The sequence below is a fragment of the Candidatus Margulisiibacteriota bacterium genome, assembly GCA_041650855.1.
Taxonomy (GTDB): Bacteria; Margulisbacteria; WOR-1; order O2-12-FULL-45-9; family XYB2-FULL-48-7; genus JALOPZ01.
Genome location: JBAZKJ010000001.1, coordinates 594,513 through 607,432 on the forward strand (window position 1 = coordinate 594,513; position 12,920 = coordinate 607,432).

At 58.2% G+C, this 12,920-nt stretch carries 8 protein-coding genes; all 8 read right to left on the reverse strand.

Going from position 1 to position 12,920, the window contains the following annotated elements:
* Positions 1-83 precede the first annotated feature (83 nt).
* Genes WC529_02920 through WC529_02955 form a run of 8 tightly spaced genes read right to left on the reverse strand, consistent with a single transcriptional unit; the run spans position 84 to position 12,900 of the window.
* Positions 84-1,271 carry a hypothetical protein gene (locus tag WC529_02920; GenBank protein ID MFA5113231.1) on the reverse strand — a complete coding sequence of 396 codons (1,188 nt, stop codon included), beginning with the start codon at positions 1,269-1,271 and terminating at the stop codon, positions 84-86.
* 10 nt (positions 1,272-1,281) lie between these two features.
* The gene (locus tag WC529_02925) at positions 1,282-3,279 is read right to left on the reverse strand and encodes a hypothetical protein (GenBank protein ID MFA5113232.1); all 1,998 of its coding nucleotides are present in this window, start codon (positions 3,277-3,279) and stop codon (positions 1,282-1,284) included.
* Between the two features lie 56 nt (positions 3,280-3,335).
* Entirely contained in the window at positions 3,336-4,790 is a 1,455-nt protein-coding gene (locus tag WC529_02930) for an Ig domain-containing protein (GenBank protein ID MFA5113233.1), read from the reverse strand.
* A gap of 14 nt (positions 4,791-4,804) precedes the next feature.
* Positions 4,805-6,025 carry a hypothetical protein gene (locus WC529_02935; GenBank protein ID MFA5113234.1) on the reverse strand — a complete coding sequence of 407 codons (1,221 nt, stop codon included), beginning with the start codon at positions 6,023-6,025 and terminating at the stop codon, positions 4,805-4,807.
* Between the two features lie 32 nt (positions 6,026-6,057).
* Positions 6,058-7,644: a carboxypeptidase-like regulatory domain-containing protein gene (locus tag WC529_02940; protein MFA5113235.1), complete on the reverse strand. Its 1,587-nt coding sequence runs from the start codon at positions 7,642-7,644 to the stop codon at positions 6,058-6,060.
* A gap of 21 nt (positions 7,645-7,665) precedes the next feature.
* The gene (locus WC529_02945) at positions 7,666-8,958 is read right to left on the reverse strand and encodes a hypothetical protein (GenBank protein ID MFA5113236.1); all 1,293 of its coding nucleotides are present in this window, start codon (positions 8,956-8,958) and stop codon (positions 7,666-7,668) included.
* A gap of 27 nt (positions 8,959-8,985) precedes the next feature.
* Positions 8,986-10,209, reverse strand: coding sequence for a hypothetical protein (locus WC529_02950; GenBank protein ID MFA5113237.1), 1,224 nt, complete (start codon positions 10,207-10,209; stop codon positions 8,986-8,988).
* Between the two features lie 12 nt (positions 10,210-10,221).
* Complete coding sequence (locus WC529_02955) at positions 10,222-12,900, reverse strand: tail fiber domain-containing protein (GenBank protein MFA5113238.1); 2,679 nt, start codon at positions 12,898-12,900, stop codon at positions 10,222-10,224.
* Positions 12,901-12,920: the final 20 nt, after the last annotated feature.

A 12,920-nucleotide genomic window follows, 5' to 3' on the forward strand; every position in this document is an offset into this window, starting at 1 on the left:
TCGGTCTGCAATTTTGGGGATTTCAGGGACTTTTCCCTCTCCATCGGCGATGGAGAGGGGTGTGCTACCGCGGGTGAGGTGCTTTAGTCAACCAGCGTCATCTTCACCTTGCCAAGCAGGCGATTGTCGTCCTTGGCCAGGATGGTGCCGACGTAGATGGCGTTGCCGGCCAGGTATCCCTGGTCGCTCCGGCCATCCCATTCAACCTTGTTGACGCCGGCCGAGCCGCCTTCGCTGCCGGCCAGGCAGTTCCAGCGCTTGATCCGCATGCCGCCGACGCCGATCAGGTAAATGTCGATATTGGCGTCGGTCGACAGGGTGTACTGGATGTAGACCTTCTTCTGCTTGGAGATGCTGAACGGCGACGGATAGGTGATCGGCGTGCCGATCAGGCGGACCGGACCGCCCATCACTTCGACCGAGGCGATCTCGGTAGCGGTCGTCGCGGCGGCGATCAGGCCGCTGGAAGTGGCTTTGACCTTGAACGAATGCTCGCCTTCGCTGAGCGCTTCTTCAAAGGTGTATTTAACGGTCATGCTGCTAACTTTCCCTTCGTCGGCTCCCGTTCCCGCCGCGTAAACCGTGGAAGCGACGTTGGCGGCGGTCAGGGAGAGCGTCCTCGCGGTCGCCGTTCCCTCGTCGACAACGATCGAGTGCGATTCGATGTTCCGGGCCAGGGTGAACGGGCTGTCCATCCCCATTTCCACCTTGATGTCCGGGGTGCTGGAAATAACGAACTTCTCTCCCTTGGCGACCAGCACTTTTTGGTAGAGGCGGTTGCCGAACCAGATCTTGATCCGCGGGGCCGGCTCGCCGCCGACTTCGGTCGTGACGACTATGGCCAGGCCCTTCCCTTTGGCCAGGATCAGCGTCCCCGAGGCGAGGTCGAGCCCCGCGCCGGTGATCTTGACGCTGACCGGGTCTGATCCGTAGCCGTTGGCCGGGTCGCTCGGGTTGTCGTTGGGAATGGAAACATAGTATGTTTCGCCGACCGTCAGCGAGCTGAATTTAAGCCCGTAGGTATTTAACATATACTGCCCGGTGGCCTTGGCGACCCCGGCCAGCCCGATCTTATCGAAAGAGTATTTCCCGGCCATCGCTTCATCGGCTGTTTTGTAAAAAATGACGTAGCGCCCTTCCACCGTCTTGCCGTCTTCGGAATCCTGCGCTCCGCCCTTTACCCAATATTGCGGATAGAACGGCAGGGTGTACGCGACTACCGCCGCCGCCGCTATCAACGCTATTAACAGTCCGATGTAAGCTCTTTTCATTATTCCTTCCCTAAGGGAGAGTTAAGGTAAAGTCCTCGTTCACGAACACCTGGTATCCTTCGCCCGCGGTGACCAAGAAGTCGGTCCCCTCGCCGGCCGGGGTCCAGCCGAGCGCCGTGCCGGTGGTCCTGTCCCATTTACCGACGACAATAACGACGCTCTTCCCCGCCTTGGCGTTGATCACGTTGATCAGCTGGCTCGCGTTGGTGACGGTCGCGCCGGTCGCTTCCTTCAAGCCGCTCGGAATGGTGATCGAGTTGACGATCAGTTTATCCGTGGCCGAGGCCTTGAGCGGGAAGGTCATACTGCCGCTGCCGCCGGGCACTACGCGGCCGCCGGACAGCACGCCGCCGGAGAACTGGTGCCCGGCAATGGAGGCGGCGCTGGTCGGATCGAGCGCCGTGCCGGCATTGTAGGCGAACGCCTTAAAGTAGTAGATCGTCCCCCCGGTCGTGTCGAGCGTCTCGCCGGCGAAGTTCGCCAGCGGCGCTTCGGTCAGCAATCCCGCCTCGGCCGGCGTCGGCCCCGGCTGGTTCAATACCATCTTGGCGATCGCCGGGTTATCCAGGTGCGAGGTTGTCGTCAGGTCCGCCCAAGCCCCCAGGCTGGTGGTGCCGATGATCAGCGCGCCGCCAAAGAACGCTTCGGGCGGGTTATTCCAGCGGAAAGCTAGCCCGCTGGACGAGGCAAGTGAAAGGAAGTTCTTCAGCGCGGTCGGGGCCACGCCCGGCGCGGCCGACTTTTGCGTCGCTGCCGACCAGTTGTTCCCCTGCTCTCTCGGCGGGCCGGCAACCGCCCGGTCGTAAGCATACAGGGCATAATAATAAACCTTGCCGTTCGTCAGGCCGTTGTCGACGTAGCTGGTCCCGGTCCCTTTATAAATAACGACCGCGTTCGCGTCGCCGGGCGGGTTCGCGCCGACCGCCGGGGCCGGTGTTCCGTCGCTATTGCCGCTGGCGTTGCTGAAAGTCGGCGCCGGCATGCCGGTTTCTTTTCTCAGCAAGATAACGCCGCCCAGATCGGGGGCGCCCGGGTTCGTCCAGGAGATCGTCAGCTTCTTGTCGGCGGCGGCGATCGCCATGCCGGTCGGCGCGCCCGGCGCGGTGTAGTCGTGCGGCGTCGCCGATAACTGGGTAGTATTCGCTTCTTCGTTCCGGGTCGGCAAACAATCGTCCAGGCCGTGCGCGGTAAAATAATAGGTCGTACAATCGCTCAGCTGTTCCATGGCCGTCCCCGGGATCCCGGTATCCGGACCGTTGGTGTAGGCGGAGGCGTTGATCGCCGAACCGTTAACCTTGCTCCCCAGCGTGCCCGAGGCTTCGCTCCGGTATAAGTTGTAGCGGAGTTTGGTGCCGGAAGCGTAGATCGTTTCGGCGTTCTCTTTCTTGTCGTTGGCCGCCGCTTCGTTCGCCGCCCAACCGAGGGAGACCGTGTTTCCCTTGGTCGTGTCGGCCGCGGTGTTGAGCCCAACAAAGTTCGGCACCTTGGACGCCTCTAAGTGGATGGTGGTATCGGTCGCGTCGACCGGGTCGACGATGCTGCCGGTAACCGCGGTCCCCGACTGCACGACTGAGACGTTGTTCACCCGGTCGGTCATGGTGAAGCGGATATAGTAGGTCTCGCTGCCGACCGTCGCCCCCTGGTTAACGTGGAAGCTGATCGTTGCCAGCGTTTTGCTGGCGCCGGCCGCGACCGCCAGCGGCACCTTGCCGGAGGCCGGATCGGTCTTCAGCTGATAGCGGATCGAGCCCGGCGTGGCGACATTGTTTTCGGAGACGACAAAGTTCGCCGAGTTCGCCTGGGTGACCGCGATGGACGCTTGCTCCAGAATGTTGCTTTCGTAATCGATGTAGAGCTTGGCGGCGTCGACATTGACAGCCGCGCCGGTGTTGTTGGTGTAAATGACGTTGACTGTGCCGGTGGCGCCGACCTCAACATAGCGGTATTCGGCCCGGCCGACGTACGGCGCGGAGAACTCGAGCTTGGCGGCGGCGGCTGTCGCGAGCACCCCTCCTATTAGCAAAAATATTAAGGCTTTTTTCATGTTCCTCTTGCTCCTCCTTTTTATGGCGTGACCGCCGGCACATAGCCGTGCGGGCCAGGATCGTTCAGTTCCAGGGCCAGGTTATTAAATGAACCGTACCACCAGCTCGTGTCGATGACGTCGACCAGGCCGTTCTGGTCCAGATCGGACCGAATGAACGGATCGGCCGGGTCGTCCTCGCCGGTGGCGTTAAATCTGGTGAACAGGCGATACCAGTGCGAGGTATCGACCACGTCGATGTAATTGTTGCCGTCCATGTCGCCGGCCCGCAGCATCGTCCGGCCATTGGCCGTGACCAGCGCCGGCGGCTTGCCGGACGGCGCGTAGCAGGTTTCGTTATAAACTCTGGTCGCCGGGTCGTCGATCACCAGCGTATCGCCGGTCAATTCGAGGCGGGTCGTCGACGCCGCCGTATCCGCGCCGGTGTACAGCGTGATCTTCCGGCTGGTGATCGCGGAAAGGTGCCCGATGCCGACCAGTGTCGGCGTTAACCACTGCTTGACCGCCAGGTAATAGTCGCCGTTGGGGAGCGGCGCGACGGCGCCGAACTCTGTCCCGTCCGGCTTCAGGAAGCCGTTCATCCCGGTCGTGTTGCCGCTCTGGTCGAGAATGACGTCGGCGTAACCGACGATCGTCGTCGCCGTATCGGGCGACACGCCGGACCGCGCTTCGATCCGGACATATTTCGGCGCCGCGTGGCTAAAGGTCGTCGCGTTGGCCAGCGCCTGGAAGAGAAGTGTCGGCTTGATCTGCGGCCCGTAAGCGATGATCTGGATCGCGTAAGTGACCGACAAGGTCAGGTTCGCTTCCACGAACTGGCCGGTGGCGTCGGTCACCCTGATCGTGATGTTATAGGTGCCGGCGGTCGACGGCGTTCCGCTGATCAAGCCGTTGGAAGTATTAAGCGTAATACCCGGCGGCAGGTCGCCCGAAGTAATCGACCAGGTCAGCGGGTCGGTCCCGCCTTCGGCGGAAACGATCGCGCTATACGGCTGGCCGACGGTCGCGTTCGGCAAGGCCGAGATCGTGATGTGGAGGCTGATCTCCGGATCGGTCACCCCTTCGCCGGCCGCCAGCGCAAGCAAGTCGGCGGCCAGGTTCTTATAGCCGTTATTCAAGTCGGCCGTGCTGATAATGACATCTTTCTGGTTGACGCCGAATCCGCCCTTGTTGACCACCCCGATAAAGTAAGTCGTGGTCGACAAGGGAAGCATTCTCAGGTCGTCCATGGCGTTGATCTTGAACTGACCGTAAATATCGGTGGTCGCGTCGGCGTAAGCCGCGGCGGTATCGCCGGTCACTTTGTAGAATATGACCTTGAACCCGGAAAGGTCGGTTAAACCGCTGGCGCCGGCATTGACCACCCCGTTCACCCAGTAGGCGGCCGGGTACGGCGCCAGCTGCTGCGCGGCGAAAACGCTCCCCGCCAGCAGGGCCGCCGTGATCAATATTGCCGTTAGTAACTTACGCGCCATGGTTCTCCTTCTGTTTATTTGTACCCGGTCAGCGTCATGGTAAAGGCGTCTTTGTCGACGCTAACTTGATACGGCCGGTCCTGGACGATCGAAGCCGCCAATATGTTCGCGACCGAATCTCCTGTGGCGACAGTCAGACCGGTATCGATCGCCGTTCCGGAGTAGCTGATCGCCGTCAGACCGACGTGCTTCTGGGTGTCGGCGTCGTACCAGCCGAACACTTTAACCGTTTGCTGCGCGGCCTTTTCGTTGATCTTTTCGATCAGCGCCTGGACGGTCAGCGTTTTCGGCGCGCCGGTGGTTATTTCCGTCGTGCCATCCCAGATCCCGCTCGACGCGGTGAACGGAATAGAGAGCGTGTTGATGCCGGACGACGGCCTCTTAAAGTACCAGGTAACGGGCACCAGGGTGGGACCGCCGGTCCCGCCGGTTAAAGTGGTCCACGCCGGATCGAGCGGAGCGCCGACCGTTGAGCCGAACCAGTTATAGGCCTTGGGGACAAATTGGTATGTTCCGGCAATGACCAGCGGGTCGGTGCTCGTGGAAAGGACCAGCGTGCCATTCGTGTATTTTGTCGCCGTCCCGCCCGCGCCCGGATAGGTCACATCTATTGAATATTTAGTCGTGCCTGGCGAAACCGCTGCAGTTTGGATCACTTTAGGCGTTGTTTCGCTGCAAACAACCGGGACTGTCAGCGTCAGAAACTGGTTCGTTGTGCTGCCGTCCCTTTGCGACGCTTCAACGACCGAGCCGATCGTCGGGGCGTTCGGCGCTTCTTCGAAATAATTTGCCGAAAAGTTCTTGAGCCACTGCATTGAAGAAGCGATGTTCGAGCCCAAGGCTAATGTTTGCGTCACGGTCTTATCGTCGCTATAACCCTGCGTGCCGTACCCGTATTTCCCGCCGGCTTTGTATCTTACTGTAATATTGATCAAATTTTCGGCAAAATAGAACCGGTTAAACGCCGGCTTCCCTCCAGCCGCCGGGAGTTCATCGATCGTTCCATAAGGAACAAGCGGCGTCCCGTCCTGGTCGGGCGTCGGCAAGCTGGCGGAATTATAAAACTTCAACTCGCCTGCCAGATAAGCCGCTTTTGGGTCGCTGACCCCGGTGATGGTGCAGTCCGGCGAGCCGATGCTTTTTTCGATCTTAATATATCCTGACGCAAAGGCTGCTCCCGCCAGCAATAACACCAGCAGTGCAGTCAACCCTCCTTTGATATTGAAATTTTTCATATTATCTCCCTCCATTAATTTATCACTACCTTCTAAGGCCTCGGCGCGTTCCAGTCGATTGGATCGGCATCCAGCTTGTGATAGTACCAGTATCCCTTCCCAATTTCGATCGGCGTATCAGCCCAGGCCGGATCGATCTTGGAAACAGGGATCAACCCGATTCCATCCCACTTTTGGATCACATCTTCATCTGTCGGGCCCGTGCCTAGCCCAAAGTTGTCAACAATATAATTGATCGGGTAAGGAGCCGCAATCAGGTTAAAGCTACCTCTGATCTGGCTGCTAAAGTCTGTGTTCTTGACCACTCCAACCATGCGCAATGCTCGCGGGTCTGCCCCAGTTCCGTCGGTTAATGGCCGGTAGACCCACAATCCCTTACCAAGCGTTATCTCGAAGGGCGGAGTTCCCCAGCCACCCGCCGTATCATTGTAGGAAGCCGGATCCAACATCCAGTTGTTCGGATTAAAATCGGTCGTTTTCCATGACTGGATGATGCTTTCGTTCGGCAATTGTGCGCCAACAATATTAGGTATGCTTCCATCAATGTGGTTGTTATCGGGCGAGCCGGACGGCGTCGTCGGGTAGAACGGCACGCCGACCAAGTTAAAGCCTTTGGCGAGATCCCATGTATACTTGACCGCGGTGATGGAGTTCTCCGAGTCTGCCATCCGGAGCGCCGGGTCGGAGGTGGTGACGACGCGGTAATACCGGATCGGCACGGCGGCGTCGGTGATGAGCTTAGATGTTACTCCGGCGACTTCCGAACCGAGGTTAACGCTGTAATCATCCGGGTTCGTAGAGAACGGCCCGCCGTCCTTGGCATAAATATGAATGGTATATCCGGCCGGCGTATCGTAATCCCAGTGGAGGATCACGTTGCCGTTCGTCATCCTTTCGATCCAGGTCTTCCGGACCTTGCCGGTGTCGGCATTGCCGCCGACGCTTAACCGGAAGCCGACCCAGGTAACGTTATTGGCGGTAACCGCCGCCGTCTTATTGACCGTGCCGTAGCTCGCCTTGGAACAGGCCAGCGCGTAAGATCCCGGATCGAAATTGTCCAGCAAATAGGCGCCGCTGGTGTCGGAGGTATCGGAGGCGCCGGTATTGGCGATAATGGTCGCGCCCGCTACCACCGCCCCGACTTCGTCGGTCACGATGCCGGCGATCTGGCCTTTGCCCGCCTGCGGCCCGCCGCCATTGATCAGCGTCAAGCCGGTAGTAATATAACCTTTGGACCAGTCAACCGTGCAGATCTCCGACGAACCGTAGTTGTTCGTAACGCCGCCCCAGTCCCTGACCACGGCGACGTTGAACACCGGCTTGCCGCCGATCTCCATATAGTTGTCGTCCTTGTGGTAAAAGAAGAGGTCATAGGCGTTAAAGTAGAACACGCCGCCGGTCCCCACTTCCGCCGTCACGACTTTGGTGCTGTCGAAAGTCGTGGCGTAAAGAATGACCGGGCGGCCGGCTAATTGGCCGCTCGGGTCGTTGACCGTCCCCTTGACCCAGTAGAACGGCATGGTGCCGGCTTGCGGCGCCGGCCAAACTGCCGCCGCGGCGCCGGCGAATATCGCCAGTCCGAGCAGCAGCAGTGTCAGTATCTTGATCCGTTTAAACAAAAATTTCCCCTTTGTTATCGCCTATTGGCTATTCTTTAAAACGAACTCGATCTTGGCCGGCGGCGCCGTGACCCCGTCCGCGTTGACCGTGCCGATATAGAACTGCGCGCCCATCCCCTCTTTAAGCGGCGAGGCCTTCAATGCCGCCGCAGCCGAAGAAGCGTCCGGATCGTTCAATGGCAGCAGTACATAGCTCGGCGTCTGGGTCGTTGCCAGCCAGCTGCCGACCGTGGAAACAACCTTATTCCCGGCCGCAGTGTTAATGACCTTGACCAGGTCGTAAGCCATTTTGACTTCATTTGTCGTGCTGCCGTCATAATTGGTAAAGTTGAGCGCCGCGCCCAGTTTATCGTACGCGAACCACGGCCCCGGCGACGGCATAGCGATAAAGTTCATCCCCGCGCCGAGCGGTGCCTGCGATTCCAGCGTGATAACGTACGTGCCGGAGCCCGCGCCGCCGAACTTCGTGGTGAACGTGTAGGTGTTCGGGGCCGCGCTCGGACCGAACGCGTTCCAGCCGGTGGTCAGCAGGGTGTAGGTCGTTCCCGCCGTGAGCGCCAGGTTGTCCGGGGCCGCGGCGATCCGGCCGATCAGCTTGGTCGCCGGCGTGCTCGCGTGCGGCAGGGCGGAGAAACCGACCACTTCCAGCGACATGCCGCTGTAGGAATAATTGGTGTCATAGCCGAGCGTCAGGAACGCTTCACCCATGCTGACGTTCACCTGGTTAACAACGCCGCCGGTCGAATTGGTCACGGTCGGGGCCGGCGGTGCGCCTGCCGTCTTTTCGGTCCCGCCCAGGGTCCAGCTGGCGCCGACAATCAGGCCGAACGCGGTCGCGTCGGCCGGGACGGAATACGCCGTCAGGATCGAGTATCTGATAGTGCTCCAAACCACGGGGACGATCTTTTTGCCCAGCACCAGGTTATCTATGTCAACGTCGAGCCCGCTGCCAAAGTTGACGCTGGTCGTTGGCCCGGTCATGACCTTCAGGTTCGTCCCGTCATATTGGCAAGTAAAGGAGATCGCCGGCGAATAGACGGTCGTGCCGACCTTGGCCAGTTTCGGCACCGTAATGTCGGTGGAGATCGCCGTGCCGTCGATCATCGGCTTGATGAAGCCGGCAATGATGTCGCTTTCGCCCCAGCCGGCCGGCACTTGCAGTACTATGATGTCCCGGTTTTGCAGAGCCGTCGTTAAAGAGAGCGATCCCTGTCTGAGCTGCATCGACATGCTTTCCGCGTTGGCGACGGAGCATAACAAGATCAAGCTTAAGGCCAGCAACCCACCTTTCACCAAAAATTTACTTACTCTCATCTTATTCCCCCTTTTACTTTGTGCGCCTTATTCGGCAAGGCTCATTGATTGATAACTCAAACCGGCCGCGTTCAAGCCCCAGCTAAAAGCCGTGACCGAAGCGGGATTATTCGATTGATAGAAGTAGCCCCTGCCGCCCTTAAAATCAAGGACCGGCGGAGAAAGCGTCCAGGTGATCGCTGCTCCCGAGACAACCGCCTTTGCCTTATCGTATGTCGGATTAGCCGCTGACGTTTTCTTGAAGACCGTGTCGTTGTTAGACGCGAAGTTAAATAAATTTGCCCCTTCGCCGTCCGGGATCGCCCTGGGAACCGCCATGGAAACGATCGCGAAGCCGCCATTCCCATAGATCCTCGAGGAACCCACCAACTGGACGCTGCCGAGCAGTGTTAACATCTTCGATGCGCTGGTCTTGACAAAACATCCTGTTCCGGCCGGGATGGTGAGCGAGAACGGATCGCTCCAGGCGGAACCGTTGTATATCGCTTTGTCGTAAGTCGGATTGCCGGAGGTCTTTTTAAAGATCATGTCTTGGTCCGACCAGTTCGCGATAAAATCGCTGACCAGATGACCTTCGCCTTTTACTAAATGGACGCCCACCAAATTGAAGCCGCTGGAAAGCTGGATATTGATCTTGCCGACCGCTTCCGCGCTCGGTATGTAGTAGCTGTATTGTGTCGACGGGATCGTCGACCAAAGAGCCTTATAATAAACTTCACCCGTCCCCATTTTCACCTGGTTTTGGTGAACTAATTTATTATCCGCATAGGTGAATGTTCCATATCCATCCGGCGTTGGAGAGACCAACGCGCCGCCGGAGGCGATCAGCTTCCATTTGGCCGCCGAATAGTCGTTTAAATATTCACCGGCGCCGTTGCCTATTAACGCGAAGATCTGCGGGTTATCTGTCGTTTCCCAAGTTATTTCGACGTTATTGCCGTTGGCGGATATGTATAATTTATAAGTCCCATCCGCGGCAATTCCCTGGTCGTCCAGCAAGCCCAGGATCCCGGGAGTGATCCGGATCAGGCCGGTATCGTTCTGGAAATTAGCGCCTGCCGGCTCGCCGAATGTCTGGTAAAGCTTGATCGTCGCGTTCGCTTCTTTGGTCCCGCCGCCGTTGGCCGTGTCATACAGCGTGATCTGGGGGTCCGCGTTTATCAGCTTATCCGCGTACACCACGCCGCCGATGGCCAACACCATGGCCGCGACCAGCGAGATCCTAATTACTAAATTCGAAACTCTAAACAAATGCTTCTCCCCTTACTTCGCCGACTTGTCCTCCAGCGCTTTGATCCGCGCCTTCAGCGCTTCGTTCTCCGCTTTCAATTCCTTGATCGCTTCGACAAAGAGGGCGCTAAAGCCATTGTAGTTGACCGCTTTATAGCCGTCCGGCCCTTCGCTGACCAACTCCGGCGCCACCTTCTCAATCTCCTGAGCGATCAACCCGAGCTGGGTCGTCCCCGGCAATCCTTTGGCCCCCGCATCCTTCCACTTATAGCTTACGCCTTGCAGTGCAGCAACCCTATTAAGCGAGCCGGAGAGCGGCGCTATGTCACTCTTAAGCCGCATATCTGAGAAGACAATGCCAACTGTTGAGTAACTATACTTACCGATCGACGTACCGTAAGTTATTTCGTCAGCTGTTAGTAACGGCGCTTTCATCCGACCAGTATTGTTATTAATCTGATAAGCGGCCTTCCAACCACTCGAGCCCCTTACCCCCAACGCCGTTGTTGCCGGATAGTTCACCGTGGCAGGGAAATGCGCGAAAAGCGCCGAGTAGGTTGTGCCTGCCGTGTTATCAGCGATCCAGATCCCCGGAGCTTGCCCGCCGTTCGTCTCCGGCAAAAGAACAAGGTTTTTCTTGGTCCCGACCGCAAGGTCGTTGATATATTGCGTCTTGAAAACGTTGTTGGTAAGCCTAGCGTCGGCGATTGTGCCGGTCGTGATATTGGCCGCGTTAAGGCTGGTCAGGTTCGCTCCGCTGATAGCCGGAAGCGCCCCGGTTAACTTCGACGCGGTAATGCCGCTAGCGATCTTCGCATCGGTAACCGCGCTGGCCGCTATATCGGCCGTGGCAATGGTGTTCCTTTGCGCGATCGTTCCCAATCCAGCCGAAGCTTGCAGTTTGGTGAATGTCAGGTCGAAGTCTGACGCCACTTTGTGCCACGAACCGCCTACCACGTTCTGGTAGAGACCGGCACCGTAGCTGCCTGATGGTGCGGTCAGATTAAAGAATGAACCGAGTGAGTAGTTCCCGGTGTAGCCCGTGCCTGCTGACGGTAAGGCCGTCCCGCTGGGCGCGACTTGCGAGAACGACAGCAATCCCGATACTTTTGACGCCGGCACGGCGGAGACGTTGCTTAAGTCGGTCTTCGCGTAACCGTCCAGAGCAACCGTGGTCAGGAAGTCGCCGCTCAAGTTTTGGACCTTGCTCATGTTCGTTGCCAATTTTTGCAGGCTTGATCCCGCCTTCAGCCGGTAAGTTGTGGTAACGCCGCTTTTGCTCGTATAGGTCCAATCCGACGCCGCGTTGCCGCTCATCCCCATCACGTGTTCTGCCAGCGCAACCCGGTCCTCAACGTCCGACCCTACCGGGTCGCCAGGGTCGGTTACCGGGCCTGCCGGATCGATCTTCTCAACCGATTGCATAAATTCCGGCAACTCAATTTTGAAGCTCCCTTTGGTGACCCAAATCTTGACATCCCCTTCAGCGCTGGAGCTGACTTGGTCGACCACTCTGACCGGGACATTAACAACCGTGGCCCCCGTCGACGGGACCATGGTCGTGAAAACGATCTGGCCGGTCGTTGGGCCAAATATAACGTCCGAAACCGCTACCGTGATCGGGGGTAAAGGTAAATAACCACCGTCGGGCACGTGATACGCCGTTACAGTTCCCCGAAGATTCCAGAGGTAGTCGGGGACCCCTCCGCTGGCCTGCATCGTTACAGAAAAATCAGCTATCCCGGCCGAGGCTTTCATGACGTTTATAATCTTGTGTAAAGTGACCGGCTGCTTTTTAACCATGATGTTTCTTTCTTCGACAGCAACCTGGTTATAAAAATCTTTCATCCTAACCGTCAATTTTCTCCAGCCTTCTGTGGCGGTAAGCGCTACAGAGCCATTTAGCTGCGCCCTTTGCGTTGCCGTGGGGCCGGTACTAACCGTCAACGCCGACGGATTGATCCCCGTAACAGCCGGCTCGATTGAAACCGTCCAGGTAAAGGTCGGTGTCCCGGCGCCGGCTTTTCGTTCAAATACGCCTGACCAAGGTTTTCCAATATAGAAATAATCAGCGGGGTCGGTACTAATGGTAAACGCCGGAGAAGAAGTTACTCCCGTTATCGCTCCCTGGACGTTCATGTTCCCCCGGACCAGCAAGTCGCCGTTAATGTCACATTCGTAACCCGTTGTCACTTCCGGGGTCATGACGCCGACGCCGACGTTCGTGACCCGCAGCTTACTAAGGTCGCTGTAGCCCTGGATATCCAGGCCGTTGCCGGCGCCAACGCCGGTGCCGCCGGTCCTGATCCTGGCGACGTCATTCCACCAACCCAGGCTGACGCTCGCATTGTCGTTGTTGGGATTTCTGCTGATCACATGTCCCGCTGTTATCGCGTAGGGAGCAGCAGTTAATGCCTGGCCCGGTAAAGCAGTGCCGTTCACTTCGACGGTAACTACGGCGTATTCGGGGAGCAATAACGCGGTCTTTGACCCCAACTGGACGCTGAAAAAACCTTTTTCATCGATGTTAAGTTCGGTCGCGGTGTAGCTTTCCGACCAGCTGTTGATCCTGAACACGACGGTTTGGCTGCCGGTCGGCGCCCCTTTCTTGAAGACCCCCTGGAAGTTTATTTTTTGCGGGACCGCCCAGCCCGGACTCGCCACCACCAGCGCCACAAAAAGGACCACGACCGCCATCATTAATTTTTTCATTTTATTTCCTCCTAATCGAC

Excerpts from the sequence above, each read along its gene's own strand:
- WC529_02920 (MFA5113231.1), bottom strand. The coding sequence starts at position 1,271 with ATGAAAAGAGCTTACATCGGACTGTTAATAGCGTTGATAGCGGCGGCG.
- WC529_02930 (MFA5113233.1), bottom strand. The coding sequence starts at position 4,790 with ATGGCGCGTAAGTTACTAACGGCAATATTGATCACGGCGGCCCTGCTG.
- WC529_02935 (MFA5113234.1), bottom strand. The coding sequence starts at position 6,025 with ATGAAAAATTTCAATATCAAAGGAGGGTTGACTGCACTGCTGGTGTTA.
- WC529_02945 (MFA5113236.1), bottom strand. The coding sequence starts at position 8,958 with ATGAGAGTAAGTAAATTTTTGGTGAAAGGTGGGTTGCTGGCCTTAAGC.
- WC529_02955 (MFA5113238.1), bottom strand. The coding sequence starts at position 12,900 with ATGAAAAAATTAATGATGGCGGTCGTGGTCCTTTTTGTGGCGCTGGTG.